Raw genomic sequence first — 23819 nt, 5'->3', positions numbered from 1 at the left:
GTTAGTGGATACCTACGTCAGAAATATCGACGCCACTCGAAGGCGCATGTTCGTCACGGCCGCTGAGCTGCACTCCGTGCTCGCGCATCTGCGTCAAAGCCGCTTCGATCGTGGCGGTTGCCACACCCGCAGTGAGTGGCAGGAGGACTGTGGTGGCAAAGCCGGCGCGGACCGCGTCGAGTGCCGTGGCCCTCACGCAGTGATCGGTGGCAATGCCGATGACGTCGACGTCGGTGATGTCGTGTGCCCGCAACCACTCCTCGAGGGTCGTGCCGTCCTCGGAAAACCCTTCGAACCCGGAGTACGCGGCGCTGTACGCACCCTTGGAGAACACGGCAGATCCGGCGATTGATGCATCGAAAGCCGGGTGGAAGTCGGCGCCTGAAGTTCCGACCACACAGTGCACCGGCCACGTGTCGACGTAATCGGGGTTTTCCGAGAAGTGAGCACCGGGATCGATGTGGAAATCGCGGGTCGCTGCGACGGCGTCGTACTCGTGAGAGTCGACGAAGGTGTTGATCGCCGCAGCTACGGCAGCGCCGCCGTCGACGGCTAGGGCGCCGCCCTCACAGAAGTCGTTCTGGACGTCCACCACGATCAATGCACGTGCAGTCATCAGTGACCTCCACCGACAAATCGGACCGGTACCGCGGAATCTCCGCGTGAGAGCTTGAGGCCCTCCCACGGGAGGCTGAGCAGCCCGGCTTTCACGACTGCTCGGCTCTCTTCCAATGTGGGGACGCCGTCGACGGTCTTACCGCCGCGTACCAACGGAATCATCAGCTCGGTCGCGCCGTCCGCGGCGGTGAACGGCGAGGGCGCGTCGGCGGGATAGATCACTTCCTCGACCAGTGTTCCGGTCTGGCGAGCGATGCGCAGTGCTTTCTTCGCTCCGCCGCGCGACGCTTTGTTGGTACTGCGCTTCTCGACAGGAATTCCGTCCACCTCGACAAGTTTGTAGACCATGCCGGCCGTCGGAGCACCGGAGCCGATGACGAGCGAAGTGCCGACGCCGTACGTGTCGACGGGTTCGGCGCGCAGCGCTGCGATGGCATATTCGTCGAGGTCGCCGGAGACGACGATGCGGGTCTTGGTGGCGCCGAGGTCGTCGAGTTGTCGACGCACCTGGCGGGTGACCACCCCGAGGTCTCCGGAGTCGATACGCACCCCGCCAAGCTCGGTTCCGGCTACGGCGATAGCGGTTTTCACGCCTTCGGTGATGTCGTAGGTGTCGACCAGCAATGTGGTCGAGACACCGAGTACGTCGACCTGCGCGCGGAAGGCCGCGGCCTCGTCGGTTCCGTTGTCGGTGGTGTGCAGGAGGGTGAAGGCGTGGGCGCTGGTACCCGCGCCGGGAACGTCGTGGCGGCGGACAGCTTCGAGATTGGACGTGGCGTCGAATCCGGCGAGGTACGCGGCGCGGGACGACGCGACTGCGGCTTGCTCATGGGTCCGGCGTGAGCCCATTTCGATGAGCCTTCGACCGTCTGCGGCACTGACCATGCGGGCCGCAGCCGACGCAATCGCGCTGTCGTGGTTGAGGATCGAGAGGGCCAGTGTCTCGAGCAACACACATTCGGCAAACGATCCGCGGACGGAGAGGATCGGCGAGCCGGGAAAGTAGAAGTCGCCTTCGCGGTAACCGTCGATGTCGCCGGAGAACCGGTAATTGCGCAGCCACTCGACGGTGGTGTCGTCCAGGAACTTCGAGACGATCGCCAGTTCGGGTTCCCCGAAACGGAAGTGCTCGAGAGCGTCGAGCAATCGCTCCGTACCGGCGACGATTCCGTAACGCCTGCCGTCGGGAAGTCTGCGCGCGAATACTTCGAAACTGCAGGTACGGAAAGCAGATCCGTCGGCAAGCGCGGCAGAGAGCATGGTGAGCTCGTACTGGTCGGTGAGCAGAGCGGTACTCGCGGCGGCGTCACGGGTGTCGGAGATTTGCGTAGGCACGCACATAACTCTAGGCGGGAGACCACGAGGGTGGGTGTTGTCACCTCGGATCGCGCCGTACCCTGGAGACATGGTTTTCGGCTCTGCGACTGTTTCCACAACTGCCTCTGCGCCGCGCGCGGTCCCGGAGCAGTCGGAGGCTGTTGCAATCATCGAAGCTGTTGACAGGCCTTGGGTGACGATCGTCTGGGACGATCCGGTCAATCTGATGCACTACGTGACCTACGTGTTCCAGAAACTGTTCGGGTACAGCAAGGCCAAGGCCACCGATTTGATGATGAAGGTGCATTCGGAGGGCAAGGCCGTCGTGTCCAGTGGTTCGCGCGACAAGATGGAAGCCGATGTTCGGCGTCTGCACGCGGCGGGACTGTGGGCCACGATGCAGCGCGACGACACCTAGGGCTCGCTCACCTTCGACAAGTTCGATCCGATCACAAGAGGGGAGTCCGACGCGTGCGGACGTGGATCAAGAAGAACTCGCTTTCCGGAGTGAAGTTCAAATCCGAGATGGACGCTCATGAGGTGACCGTCCTGAGTTCGCTCGTAGAGTCGGTGATCGGACTGCTGGAAGATCGTGAGTCCGGCGCACCGCAGGACGAGTTGGCGGCGCTCACCGGTCTTCGAACCGGTAATTCGGAATCGCCCGACAATCCGGTTCTGGCGCGGTTGCTCCCAGATTTTCAGCGAACCGACCCCAGTAAGGCGTCCCCGAATTCCGATGATCTCGACGACGCCGGCGCCAATGTCAACGGAGCGCTGCGGAGTTTGCACGAACCCGAGATCATCGACGCGAAGAAGGCTGCCGGCAGGGTTTTGCTGGCCTCGCTTCCCGCGGACGGCGGCAAGATCCTCCTGACCCAGGAGCAGGCCGACGCGTGGCTGTCCGCGCTCAACGACGTTCGTCTGGCTCTCGGCACCAATCTCGGTATCGACGCAGACACTCCGGAAAGTTTGGATCCGGATGATCCGCGAGCACCGCATCTTGATGTCTATCACTGGTTGACGTGGATGCAGGATTCGCTCGTTCAGGCGCTCATGCCGTGATCACCACGGCGCCCGGCCCCACGGATTCGTTGACCGACATCGCCGGTTTGACTGTCGGTCATCATCATCGGCTCGACGACGACGCTGCTCTGGGGGCGGGGGCCGCGACGGGATGCACCGTTGTGCTGGCCCCGGCGGGAGTGGTTGCGGGAGTTGATGTTCGGGGCGGCGGGCCGGGTACTCGCGAAACCGATCTCCTCGACCCGAGCCATTCGGTTCAGCAGGTCAATGCCGTGCTCCTGACCGGTGGAAGTGCGTACGGCCTCGCTGCCGCCGACGGTGTCATGCGCTGGCTCGAGGAACACGGCCACGGAATCGCGATGGGCCTGCCTGGCCAGGTGGTGCCGATCGTGCCGGGCGCCGTCATCTTCGATCTTCCGGTCGGGGACTGGAAGATTCGACCTGACGCCGATTTCGGATATCTGGCAGCAGAATCCGCGTCGCGTGAATGTGCGACCGGAACAGTGGGCGCCGGTGTCGGTGCCCGTGCCGGTGGGATCAAAGGCGGCGTCGGAACTGCCAGCGTCGTGATCACAGACGGACCGGCCAAGGGGACAACTGTGTCGGCCTTGATCGTGGCAAACCCGGTCGGCTCGGTCTTCGATCCGCGTACCGGTCTGCCGTGGGGCGTCGGGTCCGAGGGGGAGGCGTCCTTCGGGATCGGCATGCCGATTCCGTGCGAGCTCGACGCAGCCAACGCAATCGGTGCCAAAGGGACAGTGCTCAACACCACCATCGGCGTCGTCGCTACCGACGCGGCCCTGACCAAAGCCGGGTGCCGACGCGTTGCAGTTGCCGGTCACGACGGTTTGGCCCGGGCAATCCGTCCGGCCCATTCGCCGTTGGACGGCGACACGATCTTTGCGCTCGCTACCGGAACGCACACGCCGGAATCGGCGATCGACGTACCGGCGGCGTTCCCTGCGGATCTGCCGATCCTCGACGCAGTCTGTGCGGCTGCCGCCCAGGTCGTGGAACGCGCGATCGTCAAGGCGATTCTCGACGCGACATCGGTGGCGGGGATCCCGAGTTACCGAGACCTGTTCCCATCGGCTTTCGTCTAGCCCGGCGAGCGCCGGTAACCTCGAAGTAGACACATCTACTGTGAGGACGCACGCGATGACGATGGATTTCAACAGTCCTGATTTCGGTTCACGGGCACCGGTTCCCGCGCCGAAACCGCCGTCGGTGTGGAAGCAGTCCGCGGTGCTGGTCGGCGGATTTGTACTAGCGCTGTACGTCATCGAGATCATCGACGTCATTTCCGGTCAGAACGTCCAGAACGCCGGAGTCTCACCGCGAACGCTCGACGGTTTGTGGGGCATCCTGTTTGCGCCCGTGTTGCACGACGACTGGGCACACTTGATCGCGAACACCATCCCCGTACTGATACTCGGCTATCTCGTTCTGGTGTCTGGCATATCGAGAGGGTTGGCTGCGACCGGAATCATCTGGGTGATCGGCGGGGTCGGAACGTGGCTCGTTGCCGGAGCGAATACCAATCACGTCGGGGCGTCGGTGCTGATCTTCGGGTGGGTGACCTACCTGTTGACGCGTGGATTCTTCACCCGGAGTTTCGGCCAGATTCTGATCGGCGTTGTTGTCTTCGTGATCTACGGCGGAGTCCTGTGGGGCGTGGTGCCCAGCACGCCGGGAGTCTCGTGGCAGGGGCATTTGTTCGGTGCGGTCGGCGGCGTCGTAGCGGCGTGGGCACTCTCCTCCGGCGATCGAGCGAACCGCGCCGGCGCTACAACACCTGCCCGACCAGCAACTTTCTGATCGGACGTGGGTCACACCCCACCGGCGGTGTGACTTCGACTCGCCAAAACGACCGGGAGCTTTTTTGTTAATGGGTCGACGTGGCAGCATGACCTTATGCGCATGACCGTCCTGGGGTGTTCCGGCAGCGTCTCGGGGCCGGATTCACCGGCTTCGGGTTACCTGCTCACAGCGCCGGGTACCCCGCCGCTCGTCATAGATTTCGGTCCCGGAGTGCTCGGGGCTCTGCAGCGTTACGCGGACCCAGGGGACGCGACGATTCTGCTCTCACATCTGCACGCCGATCACTGCCTCGACATGCCGAGCCTGCTCGTGTGGCGTCGCTATCATCCGAACCGCCCCGAGGGGCGAGCGTTGGTGTACGGCCCGACAGATACAGCGTGCAGGATCGGAACGTCGTCCGCCGAGTGCGCGGGGGAGATGGACGATATTTCCGACACCATCGATCTGAAGTTGTGGGCGGAGAACGAACCCGTCACCTTCGGTGAACTGACCGTCGTGGCAAGCCGCATGAATCATCCGCCCGAGGCGTACGGATTCCGGATCACGGACGCCGACGGACGGATTCTCGTGTACACCGGCGATACCGGAATGTGTGACAACGTCGTCGAGCTTGCTCGTGGAGCCGACATCCTCCTTTCCGAGGCGTCGTGGACGGACAGTCCTGATCGGCCGGAAGGTATTCACCTGTCCGGCAAGGAAGCCGGCCGGATCGCGACGTTGGCCGGAGTGAAGGAACTACTCCTCACCCACATCCCGCCGTGGACGTCCAGGGAGGACGTCATCGCCGAAGCGAAATCCGAGTTCGCGGGGCCGGTTCACGCTGTGTCCGCGGGAAGCGTCTACGACATCTGACGTGTTGCCTGGGGTGGGACGCTAGGCTCACGAAGGTGACTACACGAGAAGACGGCAGGGCGGACGACGAACTTCGCCCGATCAAGATCACCCGCGGGTTCACCAGCCATCCGGCCGGCTCGGTTCTGGTCGAGTTCGGAAACACCCGAGTAATGTGCACGGCCAGCGTCGAAGAGGGTGTTCCGCGGTGGCGCAAGGGTTCCGGGCTCGGTTGGCTCACCGCCGAATATGCGATGCTGCCCGCAGCTACGCATACCCGCAGTGGACGTGAATCCGTCAAGGGCAAGGTCGGTGGCCGCACCCAGGAGATCAGCCGGCTCATCGGTCGATCCCTTCGGGCCTGCATCGACCTCGCGGCCATCGGGGAGAACACCATTGCTCTGGACTGCGATGTCCTGCAGGCAGATGGTGGCACCCGTACCGCCGCCGTGACGGGGGCGTACGTAGCTCTCGTCGACGCGGTGACGTATCTTCGCGCTGCCAATCTGCTGAGCGACCCTCAGCCCATCTCGTGTGGCATCGCGGCCGTCAGCGTCGGCGTCGTCGACGGACGAGTGCGCCTCGATCTGCCGTACGAAGAGGATTCGCGTGCCGAGGTCGACATGAACGTCGTCGCCACCGATACCGGCACCTTGGTGGAAATCCAGGGCACCGGCGAAGGTGCCACGTTCCCGCGCTCCACCCTGGACAAGCTTCTCGACTCCGCGCTGGCGGGCTGTGAGCAGCTGTTCGAGATCCAGCGTCAGGCATTGGCGGAGCCGTATCCGGGTGTGTTGCCCGAACCCAAGAACCCGGAACCCAAGAAGAAGTTCGGTGCCTGAGCTGTGAGCGTACGAGTATTGGTAGCAAGTAGAAATGCCAAGAAGCTGAAGGAACTCCATCGCGTTCTCGACGCGGCCGGTGTGAGCGGAATCGAACTGGTCGGGCTCGATGAGGTGCCGCCGTTTCCGGAAGCGCCCGAGACCGGTGCGACCTTCGAAGAAAATGCGCTCGCGAAGGCTCGTGACGGAGCCGCTGCCACCGGAATGCCGTGTATCGCAGACGATTCCGGTGTCGAGATCGATGCGCTGAACGGGATGCCCGGCGTGTTGTCTGCCCGCTGGTCCGGTACCCACGGAAACGACGGCGCCAACACTGCGCTGGTGCTCGCTCAGTTGGGTGACGTGCCCGACGAACGGCGCGGCGCGGCCTTCGTCTCGGCCTGCGCGCTGGTGATCCCCGGCGGCGACGAGACCGTGGTCCGCGGTGAATGGCGCGGCGTCATCGGTCGGGAACCGGCAGGCGACGGCGGATTCGGTTACGACCCGATCTTCCGCCCAGACGGTGACACCCGCTCGGCGGCGGAACTGACTCCGGCCGAGAAGGACGCGGCCTCGCATCGCGGGAGAGCGCTGGTGCAGCTGGTGCCCGCACTGGCGGCACTGGCCGACTGATCGCACACACGAGAAAAGGCCCTGAACGTGAATGACGTTCAGGGCCTTTGCTTTACGGAGAATCAGAGGTTGTAGTCGCTCTTGACCTGGATGGTCCGCTTGTGTTCGAACACAAACGACAGGAACGGAATGGTGCCGGCCAGTGCCGTGGCAACCGTCGTGCCTGCCTTCCAGCGGGCCTTGATAGCCAGGTCGACTGTGAACACCAGGTACAGCATGTAGAACAGCCCGTGAATCTGGCCGATGTAGAACAGCCACGACGGAGCATCCGCGGAGTTTTCCAGGATGAGGTACTTGTAGACCATCTCACCGGTCAGGAACAGCAGCCACAGGCCGGTGATCCACGCCAGAACGCGGTAGCGAACAAGCGCAGAAGCAACCTTCTTCTGCTTCTCGGCCTGCGCCTTGGTGGCCTTGTCTGAGGGGGTAGCGGTGCTCGCTTCCGGGCCGGTACTCACGTAGTGCTCCTATCGGGCTCGCGAGCTGCGAGCTGCGCAAGGTAGTCGTTGTATTCGAGCATTTGGCGTGCTTCGGGGTCATCGGCATCGAGTTCCGCGTCGCCGAACTGTGCCCGGGGGCGTTGCGGCAGCAGATCGGCCGGAATCTCTCGCGGCTCCGCTGCGGCTTCCTCGGCTTCGACCTCGTCCGGATCGGCATCCTCGAGCTGAACGAACTTGCGATATGCGTACACCACAAATGCGGCGAACAGTGGCCACTGCAACGCATAGCCGAGGTTCTGCCCGCTGCCGCCCACAGCTTCGAAGCGCTCCCACTGCCACCAGCCGAGCGACAAGCAGACCGCTGCTGACACAAGAACCAGCAGGATCAGCGCAGGTCGGCTTTTTGTAGGCTTCTTCGACACACTACGACGGTACCGCAGAGCTATAGTGCCGCGCCCTGCGATCTCCGACACGGTGTCGTAGATGCCGTGCCACGGCGTGTCGTAGACACAAAAACAAAGCCCCACCGAAACGATCTCGATGGGGCTCTGCGTTGTGCGCGAGGGGGGACTTGAACCCCCACGTCCTGAGACACTGGAACCTAAATCCAGCGCGTCTGCCAATTCCGCCACTCGCGCGCGGAATTCACAGGATACGCGATTGCCGCCCCCGCTATCGACACCGCCCTCACATGGCTGGAACCGGCACCGATTTTGCCGGTCGTCGGGGTTGCTCGGCAGTGCGTTGGTACCGCCACGCTGCGTGCGTGAGAGTTGTTGCGGGGACATCCAATTCTGCAGCCACTGCAGCGAGCAGTGATGTTGCCTCCACGCCGCCCAGCGGTTCGGCGCTACCGGCTGCCTCGGTGGCAAAACGAGTCAGTAGTTCCACCGAATCGGGTGTGAGTGTGCCGGACAGGAACAGCAGCATGTCGAATGTGCGCGCTCCGAACCCTGGAACCGACATGATTGCCGCTCGATGCGCGTCGGTGTTGCCGATATCTGCACTTCCGGTGCATCCGACGGCAACCAGTGATGCGGCGCCCAGTGCGGCAGCCTCCGCTTTGGTGGAGTAGTTGCCCGGCACCCGCTGACGGTTACCGAGAATGACGGCCAGTTCGTCGCCGCGCTCCGCAAAGGCTGCCAGAGCGGAGAGGTTGTCCAGTGGTGCGTCTGACTGGCGGTGGTGACGCCACCGCGTGATGACGGCCCGCACGCCCGTCGTGGGTGTTCCGTACGCGGCGCGGGCCGAGAAGGCCGCGTCGAGGATGGCTGCTTCGGCCTCGTGTGCCCACCCATCGGTCCAGTGCGGCCACGCGGACTGTGGCAGCTCGCGTGCGATGAAGTCGATGACGATTTTTGTGGTGTCGGTACCCATGATTTCTCCCCCCGAGAAAGTTGTCCGATCGGACGCGCTGAACCTAGCGCGGGAGTCCGACAGGTTCTGGGGTGAAAGGCACGCGATGGGCCAACCGTCAAGAGGGTAACGATTTGGTAACGATAAATATGAGGAGTTCCTCAGGTTTGTGGAAATCCGCGTAACAGTCCCTGGCAGCGCGTTTGCGACCTACTCGCGAGTCACTTTCTCGACATCCCGTGAGGAAGATCACCGCGTGGAAAGTCCCGTATTTCGGGCCGTCAGCAAACGTGAGGAAATCCTCATGATCCTGTGTCAGCCTTAACGTGCACGGCAGGCGCAGACATGCCGATTCTTTCGGTCGATTTGCAAGATGTGCGCCCCGGGCAGACCCACAATTCCCACCTCGCCGCAGAGGTGACCAGGAGAGGACGTACGCGTGACGATCGATGACACGACACCTACAGGAAACGGACGCGACTCGAAGGATGGACGCCGCGTCGGCGTCGACGGGGGAGCCTCCCGCACGAACAGTAAAGGTGCCCTCGTCGATTCACTGAACAACGGATTGCCGTACGCCCTTGCCTTCGGTGGACAGGGCGCCCCGTGGCTCAGCACGCTCGAAGAACTCAGCCGCGACAACGGCCTCGAGCCGATTCTCACCGACTTGGTCAACGACGCAGCAGCGCGCCTCGCTCCGCTCGCGCAGGATCTTGTGGTGGTGCGCCCGATCGGATTCGATCCGGTCGCGTGGATTCTCGAAGCCGAGATCGTTGACGAAGAAGAAGGTGAGAAGCCGGCAGGTCCCTCTGCTGCAGCACTCACCGCAGCACCCGTTTCGCTCCCCGGCGTCTTCCTCACGCAACTTGCGGCGTTGCGTGCGCTGACTGCGCAGGGTCTCGATATTGCAGCGCATCCGCCCGTGTCCGTCATCGGACATTCGCAGGGCGTGCTCGCGACTGCTGCAGTTGCAGCTGGTGGCAACGACGACGGCGAGCTTCTTGCTGTTGCTCAGCTCGTCGGCGCCGCAGCCAGCCTGGTCGGCCGTCGTCGCGGCATCATCGCGAGCGCGTCGGGCAAGCCGATGGTCGCCGTGTCCAACGTCGATCCCGAGCGCCTCGCCGCGATTGTCGCCGAACTTGCCGAGACCACGACGGACAATCGTGCAGCAGTCCTCGCTATTCGCAACGGACGCCGCCGTGTTGTCCTCGCCGGACCGCCCGCTCAGCTGGCCCGCGTGCAGGAACATTGCGAGCAGATCGAGGCGAACGAAGCCCGCGAGCGCGATGGAAAGAAGCGTGGCGGTTCGGTCTTCGCTCCCACCTTCGACGCCCTCGACACCGAAATCGGTTTCCACCACCCGGCGCTCGCCGACGCAGTCGACCTGGTCGGCAGCTGGGCAGCGCGCTGCGGCCTCGACGCAGATCGCGCCAGCGCACTTGCGCAGGCCATCCTGGTCGACCCGGTCAACTGGGTGCAGGCCGTGAATGGTGCCATCGACGCCGGCGCGCAGTGGATTCTCGATCTCGGACCCAGCGACCAGCTGACCCGTATGACGTCGTCCTCGCTGCGTGGGCAGGGTGTTGGCATCATCGCCGCGTCCACCCGCGGTGGACATCGCAACTTGCTCACCCCCGGTGCTGCGCCTGAGGTCTCACGTTCGTGGACCGAATTCGCGCCCAAGCCTGTAGCGCTTCCCGGCGGCCGCATCGGCGTCGAGACGGCCTTCACGAAGCTCACGGGTCGCTCACCGATCCTGTTGGCCGGCATGACTCCGACCACCGTCGACGCCAAGATCGTTGCCGCCGCAGCCAATGCCGGTCACTGGGCCGAGCTTGCCGGTGGCGGACAGGTCACCGAAGAGATCTTCGAAGACCGTGTCGCAGAACTGAAGATGCTCCTCGAGCCGGGCCGCGCGGTCCAGTTCAACTCGCTGTTCCTCGATCCGTACCTGTGGAAGCTGCAGCTCGGTGGCAAGCGCCTCGTGCAGCGCGCTCGTACTGCCGGTGCACCCATCGACGGCGTCATCGTCACCGCCGGTATCCCGGAACTCGAAGAGGCCGTTGCGCTTATCGAAGAGCTGTCCGAGATCGGCATCACCAACATCGCATTCAAGCCGGGCACCGTGGCGCAGATCCGTTCCGTGATCCGCATTGCCAACGAGGTTCCGAACTTCCCCGTCATCGTTCACATCGAAGGTGGCCGCGCCGGCGGACACCACTCGTGGGAAGACCTCGACGACCTGCTCCTCGACACGTACGCCGAGCTGCGTACGCGTTCGAACCTGATCATCTGCGTCGGCGGCGGCATCGGAACACCCGAGCGCGCAGCCGATTACCTGACCGGCCGCTGGTCTGTCGGAGCCGGCTTCCCGGCAATGCCCGTCGACGGCATCCTCGTCGGCACGGCAGCGATGGCGACGCTGGAGGCCACCACGTCTCCCGAGGTCAAGCAGCTCCTCGTCGACACACCGGGTACTCCGGACTGGGTAGGCGCCGGCACCGCCGAAGGTGGAATGGCTTCGGGCCGTAGCCAGCTCGGTGCCGACATCCACGAGATCGACAACGCCGCATCGCGCACCGGACGCCTCCTCGACGAGGTTGCCGGCGACGCCGACGCCGTTGCCGAGCGCCGCGACGAGATCATCGCAGCACTCGACGTCACCGCCAAGCCGTACTTCGGTGACATCGAGACCATGACGTACGCGCAGTGGCTGCGTCGCTACCTCGAGCTGACCGTCGGTATCGACGCGGCCAAGGAATTCGACTGCGGCGCAGACCTTCAGGACGCTATCGCCGAGGCAACGACTAGCCCGTGGCTCGACATCACCTGGCGTGCTCGCTTCGGTGAGATGCTCCAGCGCACCGAGGCTCGTCTGCACCCCGTCGACCGCGGCCCCATCCCGACCCTGTTCGGCGATGCCGAGACCCTCGAGCGTCCCGAAGCTGCGATTTGCGCACTCCAGGCGTCGTACCCGGACTACACGAGCACGGTTCTGCATCCCGCAGACATCTCGTTCTTCATCTCGCTGTGCAAGACGCCGGGCAAGCCGGTCAACTTCGTTCCCGTCGTCGACGGTGACGTGCGCCGCTGGTGGCGCAGTGACTCCCTGTGGCAGGCACACGATCCGCGGTACACCGCCGATCAGGTGTGCGTCATCCCCGGCACCGTTGCCGTTGCCGGCATCACGCGTGTCGACGAGCCCGTCGGTGACCTGCTCGATCGTTTCGAGAAGGCCACGTACGACGAATTGGTTGCTGCCGGAACCACTCCGGTTGTCCTCGCGAGCCGTCGCCACCAGGATTCCGCTCCCGGTCTGCTCGACGCGATTCTCTCGGCGCCGGATCTCCAGTGGGCCGGCCGCCTGACCCAGAACCCGGTACGTCGTCTCGGCGACCTCGAAGAGTGGAGTGCCGAGTCCGTTGACAAGGCTGTTCACGCCTCGACCGGATCGAGCCTGACGGTTGTCGACGAGACTCACGTCCTGCTCTCGGTTCCGCTGGTGGCAGACAAGTCGGTCGACATCACGATCACCATTCCCAGCTCCGTTGTCGACGGCGGCGCCCCGGTCGTCACCGAGGCCGACGCTGAAGCCGCGATGTCCGCACTGTTGGCAGTTGCTGCAGGACAGGAACTGCCGACAGTCAAGAACGGCAAGGCCCGCCTCAACGTCGCGTGGGTTCCCGATCGCATCGCCGATCACGCCGGTGTCACCGGTTCGGGTCTGCCCGCCACGCTCAGTGTCAGCGGCAAGGCTGTTCCGGACGTCGTCGTCGGAGCATGCTGGCCTGCAGTGTTCGCAGTCCTCGGCGCAGCCAAGCTCGATAGTCTTTCCGTTATCGAAGGCATGCTCGACCTGGTCCACCTCGACCACACCGTCGACTTTGTCGGTGAGCTGCCCTCCGAGACAAGCATTCTCGTGGTCAATGCCGAGGTCGCCTCGGTTCTCGACACCGACCTCGGTCGCGTCGTCGAGGTCAAGGTCGAGGTCGGTGCCATGCTCGGCGAGGGCCTCGACGCTCCCGCCGTGGTCACCATGACCGAGCGTTTTGCCATCCGCGGACGTACCGGCGCAGGCGAGCTTGCCGACCCGGCGCGCGCAGGTGGATCGATCAGCGATGCCGCTATCGATACCTCGCGTCGTCGTCGCCGTGACGCGAAGATCCTGGCTCCGGTCAGCATGGGCGCATTCGCTCAGGTTTCCGGTGACCACAACCCGATTCACACGTCCGACAACGCCGCTTTGCTCGCGGGCCTCGGAACCCCGATCGTGCACGGTATGTGGCTCTCGGCTGCGGCGCAGCAGGTTGTCACCGCGGTTGATCCCAACGAGACCCGCACCCCTCCGCGTCGCCTGACCGCGTGGACCGCTCGTTTCCTCGGAATGGTCCGCCCCGGCGCCGAGATCGACGTCCGCGTCGATCGCATCGGTATCGATCAGGGTGCCGAGATCGTCGAGGTCGGTTGCCGCATCGACGGTGACCTGGTCATGGTCGCGACGGGACGCACTGCTGCACCGAAGACGATCTACGCCTTCCCCGGCCAGGGCATCCAGCGTCCGGGCATGGGCCTCGACGCCCGCGCTCGCTCGAAGGCTGCGCGCGACGTCTGGGAGCGTGCGGACAAGCACACCCGCAAGGCGCTCGGATTCTCGATTCTTGCTGTGGTGCGCGACAACCCGGTCACCGTCAAGGCCCGCGGCGTCGAGCACAAGCACCCGGACGGTGTTCTGCACCTGACGCAGTTCACCCAGGTCGCGATGGCTGTTCTCGGTGTAGCCCAGGTTGCCGAACTGCGCGAGTCCGGCACCTTCATCGAAGGCTCGTTCCTCGCCGGTCACTCGGTGGGTGAGTACAACGCACTCGCCGCTGTTGCCGAGGTCTTCCCGCTCGAAGCACTTCTCGAGGTTGTCTTCCAGCGCGGATCCGCGATGCACCAGCTGGTTCCCCGTGACGCAGCCGGCCGTTCCGACTACCGCATGGCTGCCATTCGCCCGTCGCAGATCGGTGTGTCCGACGACGACGTGCAGGACTTTGTCGCCGGTGTTGCCGAGGCGTCCGGTGAGTTCCTCGAAATCGTCAACCTGAACCTGCGCGGCAGCCAGTACGCCATCGCCGGATCCGTTGCCGGCCTCGACGCACTCGAGATCGAGATCGATCGTCTCCGTGCGGAATTCGGTGGCAAGCGCGCCTACATCCAGGTTCCCGGCATCGACGTGCCGTTCCACTCCACCGTCCTTCGCGGCGGCGTGGCGGACTTCCGCGTATGCCTGCAGGACTTGCTCCCGCACGACATCGATCCGGACATCCTTATCGGCCGCTACATCCCGAACCTCGTTCCGAGGCTCTTCTCGCTGAGCCGCGACTTCGTTCAGGAAATCGCCGACCTGGTGCCGTCGGAGCAGCTGCAGGAAGTCCTTGCTGACTTCGACAGCTACGCAACGCGCAGCCACGAACTGTCCCGGATCATCCTGATCGAGCTGTTGGCGTGGCAGTTCGCCAGCCCGGTCCGCTGGATCGAGACCCAGGATCTGCTGTTCAGTGACGAGTCCGAAGGTGGACTCGGTGTCGAGCGCTTTGTCGAGGTCGGCCTCGGCGCTGCCCCGACCGTCGCGAACCTCGCATCGCAGACCCTCAAGCTGCCGGGCCGCTTCGGCTACCCGGTCGAGGTCCTGAACATCGAGCGTGAAGCTGCGATCGTTTACGGCACGGATGTCGATCCGGCTGCTGCCGACGATGACGACGAGGTGGAAGCACCCGCCGCCACTCCGGTGGCTGCCGCCGCTGCACCGGTCGCCGCTGCACCCGTCGCGACGTCCAGCGGACCGCGTCCGGACGACATCACCTTCAAGGCGCCAGACGCCACCAAGGTTCTGATCAGCCTGTGGACCAAGCTGCGTCCCGATCAGGTCGGTCCCGCCGACACGATCGAGGCACTGTGCGACGGTGTGTCCTCACGTCGTAACCAGCTTCTGGTCGACCTCGGTTCCGAGTTGTCCCTCGGCGCCATCGACGGTGCGGCGGATGCCGACATGGGCTCGCTCGCAGCCACTGTCGACAAGCTGGCGCGTACGTACAAGCCGTTCGGACCGGTACTTTCCGATTCGATCAACGATCACCTGCGTAAGGTCTTCGGCCCCTCGGGCAAGCGTCCCGGCTACATCGCCGATCGTGTCAAGAAGGTCTGGGAACTCGGCGACGGTTGGGCGCACCACGTCACCGCAGCGGTAGCGCTCGGTACCCGTGACGGTGCCAGCATCCGCGGCGGCGACCTCGGCGGCCTGACCTCCGGCGCTCTGGCCGACGCAGCAGCAGTCGACGCAGTCATCGACAGCGCCGTTGCTTCGGTTGCCTCCGCTCGCGGCACCAGCGTTTCGCTGCCGGCAACCGGTGGTGGCGGCGGTGGAACCGTCGACGCAGCCGCTCTGGGTGAGTTCACCGAGAACATCACGGGCCGCAACGGCGTTCTGGCTTCGGCCGCCCGCCTCGTGCTCGAGCAGCTCGGACTCAGCGAAGAGGCTCCGGCCGCAACGGTCGAGGACACCGAACTGGTCGACCTGGTCTCGGCTGAACTCGGTTCCGACTGGCCGCGTCTGGTTGCTCCGGCATTCGACGCTCAGAAGGCGGTCCTGCTCGACGACCGTTGGGCAAGTGCGCGTGAGGATCTCGCTCGCATCTGGCTCGGCAGTGAGACTCTGTCGGTCGAGAACTTCATCGGTGCCGGTTCCACCGTTGCCGCACAGGCAAAGTGGTGGGCCACCCGCGCCACCGACGAAGGTCGCACGACGCTGGCCGAGGTCTACACCCGCATCGCTGATGCGGCCGTGACTGCAGAATCCGATGCACCTGAGTGGGCCGGCGAGGTCGCAGTCGTGACCGGAGCCAGCAAGGGTTCGATCGCAGCAGCGGTCACGGGCAAGCTCCTGGCCGGTGGCGCAACGGTATTCGTCACCACGTCGCGTCTCGACGGCTCGCGTCTCGGCTTCTACCGTGACCTGTACCGCGAGAACGCTCGTGCCGGTGCCGCTCTCTGGGTGGTTCCTGCCAACATGGCGTCGTACACCGACGTCGACGCACTGATCGACTGGATCGGCAACGAGGCCACCGAAAATGCCGGTGGCGCAAAGAAGCTGATCAAGCCGGCTATGACGCCGACGATGCTCTTCCCGTTCGCGGCTCCTCGCGTCGGCGGAGAACTCTCCGACGCCGGCGCTCGCGCCGAAATGGAAATGCGCGTGCTGTTGTGGTCGGTGGAGCGCCTGATCGGTGGTCTGTCGAAGATCGGTTACGACAGCGACGTCGACACGCATCTGCACGTGGTCCTGCCCGGTTCGCCGAACCGCGGAACGTTCGGTGGTGACGGTGCATACGGTGAGGCCAAGGCTTCGCTGATCGCCGTGGTCAACCGCTGGAAGGCCGAGCGCAACTGGGCCGAGCGAGTCACGTTGGCACACGCCGTCATCGGCTGGGTCCGCGGAACCGGTCTGATGGGTCACAACGATCCGATCGTCGACGCTGTCGAAGCTGCCGGTGTCCGTACCTGGTCCACCCAGGAAATGGCAACCGAACTGCTGAAGACGGCTACCGCGCAGTCGCGTCGTAGCGCAGCCACGGCTCCGCTCGAGGTCGACCTGACCGGTGGACTTGCGGAGGCGAACCTCGACCTGGGCGCCCTCGCCAAGGAAGCCGCCGCGACCGCAGAGATCGCCGAGGCAGTTGACGAAGCAGTCGACGAGAACACCATCCTCGCGCTGTCCGCACCGGCACGCATCGATGCCTCGATCAAGGCTCCGAGCTGGCCCGAACTCGATGTCACTCCCGCGGACCTCGTGGTCATCGTGGGCGCCGGAGAGCTCGGCCCCTACGGTTCCTCGCGTACCCGCTTCGAGATGGAGGTCGACGAGCAGCTCTCTGCCGCAGGCGTTCTCGAATTGGCGTGGAACACCGGACTGATCGTCTGGGAGAACGACCCCAAGCCGGGTTGGTACGACGTCGAATCAGGCGATCTGGTGCCAGAGGCGGAAATCGCCGACAAGTACCACGACGCAGTTGTCGAGCGGTGCGGCATCCGTCGCTACGTCGACGAAGGCCAGATGATCGACAACACCGCACCGCTGCTCACCTCCGTGTTCCTGGACAAGGATCTGAGCTTCGTGGTCGGCAGCGAGGCAGAGGCTCAGGCCTTCGTCGAATCCGATCCCGAGAACACAGTGGCGTCGGTTTCGGCCGAGTCCGGTGACTGGACGGTCACGCGCCGCGCCGGCACCGAGATCCGTGTTCCGCGCAAGATGAAGCTGACCCGCAGTGTCGGCGGCCAGATTCCGACCAACTTCGACGTCACGAAGTGGGGCATCCCCGCCGACATGGCCGATTCGGTCGACCGCGTCGGACTGTGGAACATCGTTGCGACCGTGGACGCATTCCTCACGGGCGGCTTCACTCCGAGCGAACTGCTGCGTTGGGTTCACCCGAGCCTGGTGGCGAACACGCAGGGCACCGGCATGGGCGGCATGACGTCCATGAGGAGCTTGTACATCGACACGCTGCTCGGCGAGAACCGTCCCAACGACATCCTGCAGGAAGCTCTGCCGAATGTTATTGCGGCGCACGTCGTTCAGTCGTACGTCGGTGGCTACGGCGCGATGGTTCACCCCGTCGCGGCCTGCGCAACGGCAGCCGTGTCCGTCGAAGAGGGCGTCGACAAGATCCGCTTGGGCAAGGCCCAGTTGGTTGTTGCCGGTGGATTCGACGACCTGAGCGCGGAAGGCATCATCGGCTTCGGTGACATGTCGGCCACGGCCAAGACGTCGGACATGCACGCCAAGGGCATCGAAGATCGCCGCTTCTCGCGGGCAAACGATCGCCGGCGAGGCGGCTTCGTCGAGTCCGCCGGTGGTGGCACGATCCTGCTCGCTCGCGGTGACCTGGCACTGGAAATGGGCTTGCCCGTTCTCGGCGTTGTCGCCTGGGCCGGATCGTTCGCAGACGGCGTCCACACGTCGATCCCGGCTCCGGGAATCGGCGCACTGGGTGCCGGACGCGGCGGAGCGGATTCGCAGCTCGCACTCTCGCTCAACGCCCTCGGCGTCAGCGCGGACGACATCGCGGTCATCTCCAAGCACGACACGTCCACCGCGGCAAACGATCCCAACGAGGCAGAACTGCACGAGCGTCTCGCCGGGGCTTTGGGTCGCAGTGACGGTGCTCCGATGTTCGTGGTGTCGCAGAAGAGCCTGACCGGCCACGCCAAGGGCGGCGCAGCTGCCTTCCAGCTGATCGGTCTGTGCCAGGTGCTCAGCCAGGGCGTCATCCCGCCGAACCGCAGCCTCGACTGCGTCGACGACAAGATGGCCGAGTTCGAGCACCTCGTGTGGGCACGTCAGCCGCTCAAGTTCGGCGAGCAGCTCCCGCTGCGCGCCGGCCTGCTGACCAGCCTGGGCTTCGGTCACGTCTCCGGACTGATCGCCGTCGTTCACCCGCAGGCATTTGTCGAGTCGGTGCCCGCCGACAAGCGTGCGGACTATGTTGCAGCCGCACAGCAGCGCACCATCGACGGTCAGCGTCGCCTCGCCAAGGCGATGTGCGGTGGCGACAGCCTGTACGAGCGTCCCGCCGATCGTCGTCTCGGCGCCGACGGAACGCCCGCAAAGGCTTCGCGTCAGCTCGAAGCGGATGTTCTCCTCAGCGAGAACGCACGCCTGGGTGAAGATCAGCGTTACCGCTCGAATCTGCCTGGCTGCAAGTAGATAATCGCAGGATGGGAGTTCTGGGTATCGGTTTCGACCTCGTCACGGTGTCGGAGTTCGCCGAGCAACTGAAACGGCCGGGAACGGCTATGCTCGACAACTTCACACCGGGTGAGCGTCGGGATTCCAATACTCGGAGTTCCGATCCGGCAAGACATTTCGCGGCCCGGTGGGCGGCGAAGGAAGCAGTGATCAAAGCGTGGTCCACTGCTCTCTTCGCCAGCCCGCCGGTGCTGGGGGAGATGATCCACAATCAAATCGAAGTCGTCTCCGACGCGTGGGGGCGGCCCAGCATCAGATTGCGGGGCGACGTCGCGAAACACCTCACCGACGTGAAGATTCACATTTCGCTGACGCACGACGGAGACATGGCCGGCGCATTTGCCGTGATCGAATCGACTTAGGGTCGAGCTGGCGTCAGCCCTCGTAGTCGGCTGTGCCGCGGCCCTTCAATCGAGATTCCTTCTCCGCCACCAGCAGGTACGCACCCATCAGACGCTTGAGTTCCACTACGGCGTCGGCGTGGCTCTGGCCGTCCTGCACGGAGAAATTCAGCATCGAATACACCACGTGCACAAGCACTTCCGCCATCATCATGCGGCGATCCCGCGGTGAGCGCGGTGTGAGTGGACCAAGCATCTTGGCGACGGTTTCCGCGAACTGCTTCTCGTGAATGACACCGGTTGCCCGCGTGGACGGCGTGGACTGCATTGCCAACCACACCTCGCGGCGGGACGGATCGGACGTCCAGAGTCCGGCCATGTGGTCGACAAAACTGTTGAGGAACCGCAGCCAATCGAGTGACGGCACTTCACCGCCGAACTGGGCCAGCTCGTGTTGCACCCCCACGAGGTCCTGACGGTTCAACTCGCACACGATGACGTACTTGTTGGCGAAGAACTGATACAGAGTCCCGATGGGCACGTCAGCACGCGCCGCGACCTCTTCGCACGTGAACGATTCGAAACCGACGTCGGTGAGAAGTTCGCGGGAGGCGGCGAGAAGGGCATCGAACTTGCGCTGGCTTCGCTCCTGCGTCGGACGTTTGCGTGGAAGCAGTTCCTGAGGTGCGTCGCTCTGAGAATTTTCGAGTGCGGGGTCCGGCCGACGGCGTACGCGGTTGCGGGTAGAGGGCTGCACAGATTCGAGGCTATCGGCATCTGCAGCAGAATTTGGCGCTTGTGGAATATCCGGGCTCACCGAAAGATCACCCGACCGACTGCTGGAAATCCGACGACGTTGCCACTCTTCGATACTAGGTGACCGAAGGTGCGCTGCAGGAGAGGGTTGCTCATCGGTGATTCGGGCACACTGGAGTCGGCGAGAAAAGGAGACCGAAATGGCCGAACAGTTGCGAGCCGCAGTACGCGAGCTCATGCCCCGCGCGCACGAGGATCTGACGCGGTTGGTTGCGTTGCGGTCGGTCGCGGATGCGCGGCAATTCCCGCCGGAAGAATGTGCGGCAACTGCCGCCTGGGTGGTTGGCGCGTTCCGCGAACAGGGATTTGCGGACGCCGAGGCGGTTGAGACGTCGGACGGTTCCGCTGCGGTAATCGGATTTCGGCCTGGCCCAGCGGATGCCCCGACCGTTCTCCTGTACTGCCACTACGACGTTCAACCGCCCGGAGACGAAGAGCTTTGGAATTCGCCACCTTTCACGCTGACCGAGCGCGACGGACGGTGGTACGGGCGAGGCGCGTCGGATTGCAAGGGCAACCTCGTCATGCACCTGACCGCACTCCGAGCGCTCGCAGCAGCCGGGCAGGCGCCGGCTGTCAACCTGCGAATCGTCGCCGAAGGCTCGGAGGAGATGGGCACCGGAGGCCTCGAAGACCTGCTGCGGCAGCGCCCCGAACTGTTCGACGCCGATGTCATGCTGATCGCCGATACCGGCAATACCGCAGTGGGGGAGCCCACGATCACGACGTCATTGCGCGGTATCGCCAATGTGGTCGTCCACGTCTCGGCGCTCGAAGGTGAGGTGCACTCCGGGGTGTTCGGCGGCCCGGCGCCCGACGCGATGACCGCGTTGGTGCAGATGCTGGCAACCCTGCACGACGAAGAAGGCAACACCACCGTCGACGGTCTTGTCAGCGATCAGCACTGGAATGGCGTCGAGTACGACGACACACAATTCCGCGGCGACGCAGGAGTCCTCGAAGGGGTCGATCTGGTCGGCTCGGGTTCTGTGGCCGACCAGGTGTGGGCGCGGCCGGCGCTCACGATCTTGGGGATCGACTGCCCGCCCGTGGTCGGCTCGGCTGCGGCAATTACGCCACGAGCTTCCGCACGGTTGAACCTGCGCGTTCCACCCGGCACGGATCCCGCCGAGGCCCAGGACTTGCTGATCGGGCATCTGCTGGCTGCGGCGCCGTGGGGCGTGCGGGTGAGCGTGGACCCGGAGGCGACGGGAATGCCGTTCGGTGCTTCCACGGGTGGGCCGGGATTCAAGCAGCTCACAGCGGCTCTGAGTGCGGCGTACGGCGCCGAAGTCGGATTTGCCGGACAGGGAGGCTCGATTCCCCTGTGTAGCGCGCTGGCGGAGCAGTTCCCCGACGCGGAGATCGCGTTGATCGGCGTCGAGGAACCGCAGTGCCGCATCCATGCCCCGAACGAGAGCGTCGACCCGTCGGAGATCGAGAATCTCGCGTACGCGGAAGCCCTGTTTTTGAGTCGGTTCGAGTCTCGAGCCGGTTCGAGTAGCTAGACGGACAGGTCGCGTCGCAACTTGGCGACGTGACCGGTGGCCCGGACGTTGTACTGGGCAACCTCGATCTTTCCCTCTTCGTCGACGAGGAAGGTGGATCGGATGACACCCTGGACGGTCTTGCCGTACATCTTCTTCTCGCCGAACGCGCCCCAGGCCTCCAGCGTCGCCTTTTCCGGATCGGAGAGCAGCGGAAAGGTCAGCTCCTCGTTGTCGCGGAACTTGGCGAGCTTGGCGGGCTTGTCCGGCGAGATGCCGATGACGTCGAGGCCCGCCCCGTTCAATTCGGCGAGGTTGTCGCGGAAGTCGCAGGCCTGCTTGGTGCAGCCCGGCGTGCTGGCCGCCGGGTAGAAGTACACGATGACCTTGCGGCCTCGGTAGTCGTGCAACGAAACTTCGTTGCCTTCGGCGTCGGGGAGCGTGAAATCCGGCGCGATATCGCCGGCAGACAATCTACTGTTCTCGGTCACGGGAATCGAGGTTAGTCGAGAAATTGCGCGCCAGGTGGGCGCGCGGGCAATCTGCTCCTCTACGGTAGAACCAGGTGTCGACGCCTTGCGTCTGCACGGACGTAGCGGCAACGAACATCAAGCGACAGCACACAGACAAGTTGGAGGACACGTGCCCAGGGACACCGAGAGCATCGAGCGCGAGATCGAGAAGGCGCGTAACCAGCTCGCGAGCACACTCGACGAACTGACGGTACGGACCAACCCGAAGCGGCTGGTCGAGAACACCAAGAAGACGGTGCTCGCCAAGCTCAACGAGCCGAACGTGAAGTACGCGTTGATCGCCGTGGGATCCGTTGTCGGACTCCTGGTCATTCGCAAGATCATTCGCTGATCACCGAACGGCGTCGGACATGAAGAAGGCCCCCATCTCGATGAGATGGGGGCCTTCTTGCAAGTGCGCCCACAGGGACTCGAACCCCGGACCCAGTGATTAAGAGTCACTTGCTCTACCAACTGAGCTATAGGCGCTCGCTCTTGCGAGACAGAACATTAGCCGACGGGCTCCTCAGTTTGCAAAACGCGTCGTCGTAATCGTGACGGCAGTTACATCGCACGTGTCTTTCAGGCCTGCGGCGGACGGGAATTCGTCCACCCGATCCGACCCTCCAGCTGATGTGCGAGCGACAAAATTGTCAGCTCGCCGTTCGGTCGCGACACCAGTTGGACGCTGAGGGGGAGCCCGTCGGTCGAAAATCCCGCCGGAACGGCCGCCGCCGGATTGCCGCACACATTCCAGATCGAGCAGTACGCCGCGATCGGCAAAGCCTTGCGGACGGCGGACAGCAGTCCTGTGCCCTCGAGTTGGCCGATCCGCCGCGGCAAGGCGGGTGTGGTCGGCATCAGCACGATGTCATACGTGTCGAAAACCTGGTTGACGGTGTGCGCGATCCGTTGGCCACGCCGGTACGCCGCCCGGCCGACGCGCCGGGGCGACGCGATTCTGCCGATCGAAGACAGTGCGCGAGTTCGCTTTTCGAGAAGATCGGGCCGATCGACGCGCAAAGCTTCGTCGCGTACGCCGCCGAGTACCTGGGGGAGGAACGACGCCGTTGCATCGGGGTATCGGGGATCATGTTCGTCGACGTGGTGCCCCAACGCGCTCAACATTTCTGCGACCGCACGAACTCCGGCAACCACTTCGGGCGCCGGCGTGACGCCGCGCACGGGGCAGCGGGTGGACACGGCAATACGGAGGGGGTGCAGCGGGGACAGCGCGCCTTCGGTGAAGCGGGCCCCGAGTGGTTCGGCTCGGTAGTCGTCCACCGGTGTGGTGCCGATAATGGCGTCGTAGACGAGTGCGCTGTCCTCGACCGAGCGGGTAAGCGGGCCGAGCGTCCCGAGGCTGCGCCACAGGTTGCCGTTCGGGGCGGTGCTTACTCGGCCGCGTTGCGCTTTCAGTCCGAACAATCCGCAGAATGCCGACGGAAGCCGGATGGAACCGCCGCCGTCGCCGCCGATTCCTGCGGCAACCATGCCCGACGCGACAGCTGCTGCCGTGCCGCCACTCGATCCTCCCGTGGATACTGTTGTGTTCCAGGGATTTCGGGTGTAGCCGTGCGCGGCGGTCTCGGTGAACGGCCAGATGCCGAACTCCGGCATCGTGGTTTTTCCGATGATGACTGCTCCGGCGTCGCGTAAGCGTCGTACCACCTCGGAGTCCGAATTCGCGATCCGAGTGACTGCAGCACCGCCGTAGGTGGTGGGTGTTCCGGCTACGTCGTTCTCGTCCTTGATCGCGATGGGCACGCCGTGCAGGAGACCGACAGGGTCGCCGGAGGCCTGGCGCTCGTCGAGTCGGGTGGCTTCGGCGATTGCTTCGTCGGCGAGGACGCGGGTGAAGGCGTTGAGTGTGGGATTGAGGCGTTCGATACGTCTGAGTGCATGTTCGGTCAATTCACGAGCCGACAGTTGGCCGCTGCGGATCAGTTCGGCTTGACCGACGACACCGGCAAATGCGACTTCCGAATCGGGCAGATCAGTCATGGCTCGCTCCAT

General features: G+C 64.4%; 19 protein-coding genes and 2 tRNA genes. 11 read left to right on the top strand and 10 right to left on the bottom strand.

Going from position 1 to position 23819, the window contains the following annotated elements; genetic code table 11:
* Position 1: 1 nt before the first annotated feature.
* Together FEZ60_RS19105 and FEZ60_RS19100 are read right to left on the bottom strand one after the other, a co-directional pair.
* Entirely contained in the window at positions 2-616 is a 615-nt protein-coding gene (locus FEZ60_RS19105; protein ID WP_045066890.1) for an isochorismatase family protein, read from the bottom strand.
* Entirely contained in the window at positions 616-1959 is a 1344-nt protein-coding gene (locus tag FEZ60_RS19100; RefSeq protein ID WP_033232725.1) for a nicotinate phosphoribosyltransferase, read from the bottom strand. The genes FEZ60_RS19105 and FEZ60_RS19100 overlap by 1 nt, the downstream gene beginning before the upstream one ends.
* A gap of 64 nt (positions 1960-2023) precedes the next feature.
* Between FEZ60_RS19100 and clpS the strand changes: the two genes are divergently transcribed.
* The 7 genes from clpS (at position 2024) to rdgB (ending at position 7064) form a co-directional block, all read left to right on the top strand.
* Positions 2024-2353 carry an ATP-dependent Clp protease adapter ClpS gene (gene clpS / locus FEZ60_RS19095; protein WP_033232727.1) on the top strand — a complete coding sequence of 110 codons (330 nt, stop codon included), beginning with the start codon at positions 2024-2026 and terminating at the stop codon, positions 2351-2353.
* Positions 2354-2406: 53 nt separating this feature from the next.
* On the top strand, positions 2407-2997 hold the full coding sequence (locus tag FEZ60_RS19090; RefSeq protein WP_172936736.1) for a DUF2017 domain-containing protein: 591 nt from the start codon (positions 2407-2409) through the stop codon (positions 2995-2997).
* Positions 2994-4061, top strand: a complete 1068-nt coding sequence (locus tag FEZ60_RS19085) for a P1 family peptidase (protein ID WP_095885871.1) — start codon at positions 2994-2996, stop codon at positions 4059-4061. Before FEZ60_RS19090 ends, FEZ60_RS19085 begins: the two co-directional genes overlap by 4 nt.
* A 55-nt stretch (positions 4062-4116) precedes the next feature.
* On the top strand, positions 4117-4776 hold the full coding sequence (locus FEZ60_RS19080) for a rhomboid family intramembrane serine protease (protein ID WP_033232731.1): 660 nt from the start codon (positions 4117-4119) through the stop codon (positions 4774-4776).
* 96 nt (positions 4777-4872) lie between these two features.
* A complete protein-coding gene (locus FEZ60_RS19075; protein ID WP_045066892.1) occupies positions 4873-5631 on the top strand; it encodes a cyclic nucleotide-degrading phosphodiesterase in 759 nt (252 codons plus the stop codon).
* Positions 5632-5666: 35 nt separating this feature from the next.
* Positions 5667-6452, top strand: a complete 786-nt coding sequence (rph, locus tag FEZ60_RS19070; protein ID WP_033232735.1) for a ribonuclease PH — start codon at positions 5667-5669, stop codon at positions 6450-6452.
* Positions 6453-6455: 3 nt separating this feature from the next.
* Positions 6456-7064: an RdgB/HAM1 family non-canonical purine NTP pyrophosphatase gene (gene rdgB, locus FEZ60_RS19065; protein ID WP_033232736.1), complete on the top strand. Its 609-nt coding sequence runs from the start codon at positions 6456-6458 to the stop codon at positions 7062-7064.
* 62 nt (positions 7065-7126) lie between these two features.
* Here rdgB and FEZ60_RS19060 read toward each other — a convergent pair whose 3' ends face one another.
* From FEZ60_RS19060 to FEZ60_RS19045, 4 genes are all read right to left on the bottom strand, one after another.
* Entirely contained in the window at positions 7127-7522 is a 396-nt protein-coding gene (locus tag FEZ60_RS19060) for a DUF3817 domain-containing protein (RefSeq protein WP_033232737.1), read from the bottom strand.
* On the bottom strand, positions 7519-7926 hold the full coding sequence (locus FEZ60_RS19055; protein ID WP_033233158.1) for a glucitol operon activator: 408 nt from the start codon (positions 7924-7926) through the stop codon (positions 7519-7521). Before FEZ60_RS19055 ends, FEZ60_RS19060 begins: the two co-directional genes overlap by 4 nt.
* Before the next feature lie 134 nt (positions 7927-8060).
* Positions 8061-8142: transfer RNA gene (locus tag FEZ60_RS19050), tRNA-Leu, on the bottom strand.
* A gap of 49 nt (positions 8143-8191) precedes the next feature.
* Complete coding sequence (locus FEZ60_RS19045; RefSeq protein ID WP_172936735.1) at positions 8192-8881, bottom strand: hypothetical protein; 690 nt, start codon at positions 8879-8881, stop codon at positions 8192-8194.
* 418 nt (positions 8882-9299) lie between these two features.
* Between FEZ60_RS19045 and FEZ60_RS19040 the strand changes: the two genes are divergently transcribed.
* Together FEZ60_RS19040 and FEZ60_RS19035 are read left to right on the top strand one after the other, a co-directional pair.
* Positions 9300-18605 carry a type I polyketide synthase gene (locus FEZ60_RS19040; RefSeq protein WP_172936734.1) on the top strand — a complete coding sequence of 3102 codons (9306 nt, stop codon included), beginning with the start codon at positions 9300-9302 and terminating at the stop codon, positions 18603-18605.
* 11 nt (positions 18606-18616) lie between these two features.
* Positions 18617-19009 carry a holo-ACP synthase gene (locus FEZ60_RS19035; RefSeq protein ID WP_033232742.1) on the top strand — a complete coding sequence of 131 codons (393 nt, stop codon included), beginning with the start codon at positions 18617-18619 and terminating at the stop codon, positions 19007-19009.
* A 13-nt stretch (positions 19010-19022) separates the two neighbouring features.
* Here the strand turns inward: FEZ60_RS19035 and FEZ60_RS19030 are convergent, their stop codons facing one another.
* Positions 19023-19745: a TetR family transcriptional regulator gene (locus FEZ60_RS19030; RefSeq protein ID WP_033232744.1), complete on the bottom strand. Its 723-nt coding sequence runs from the start codon at positions 19743-19745 to the stop codon at positions 19023-19025.
* Between the two features lie 199 nt (positions 19746-19944).
* Here FEZ60_RS19030 and FEZ60_RS19025 point away from each other — a divergent pair, with 199 nt between their 5' ends.
* Positions 19945-21312, top strand: a complete 1368-nt coding sequence (locus FEZ60_RS19025) for a dipeptidase (protein WP_172936733.1) — start codon at positions 19945-19947, stop codon at positions 21310-21312.
* Here the strand turns inward: FEZ60_RS19025 and bcp are convergent.
* Positions 21309-21782 carry a thioredoxin-dependent thiol peroxidase gene (gene bcp, locus FEZ60_RS19020; RefSeq protein WP_033232748.1) on the bottom strand — a complete coding sequence of 158 codons (474 nt, stop codon included), beginning with the start codon at positions 21780-21782 and terminating at the stop codon, positions 21309-21311. The genes FEZ60_RS19025 and bcp overlap by 4 nt on opposite strands.
* Positions 21783-21933: 151 nt before the next feature.
* Here bcp and FEZ60_RS19015 point away from each other — a divergent pair, with 151 nt between their 5' ends.
* A complete protein-coding gene (locus tag FEZ60_RS19015; RefSeq protein ID WP_033232750.1) occupies positions 21934-22155 on the top strand; it encodes a DUF3618 domain-containing protein in 222 nt (73 codons plus the stop codon).
* A gap of 64 nt (positions 22156-22219) precedes the next feature.
* On the opposite strand, the gene FEZ60_RS19010 is transcribed toward FEZ60_RS19015, so the two are convergent.
* Both FEZ60_RS19010 and FEZ60_RS19005 read right to left on the bottom strand, forming a co-directional pair.
* Positions 22220-22292: transfer RNA gene (locus FEZ60_RS19010), tRNA-Lys, on the bottom strand.
* 93 nt (positions 22293-22385) lie between these two features.
* Positions 22386-23807, bottom strand: coding sequence for an amidase (locus FEZ60_RS19005; RefSeq protein WP_172936732.1), 1422 nt, complete (start codon positions 23805-23807; stop codon positions 22386-22388).
* Positions 23808-23819: the final 12 nt, after the last annotated feature.

This window comes from Rhodococcus sp. MS16 (genome assembly GCF_013277795.1).
In the GTDB taxonomy this organism is placed as follows: Bacteria; Actinomycetota; Actinomycetes; order Mycobacteriales; family Mycobacteriaceae; genus Rhodococcus_F; species Rhodococcus_F globerula.
The sequence above is the reverse complement of the archived record's forward strand: the minus strand, read 5'-3'. Positions and strand labels throughout refer to the sequence as shown.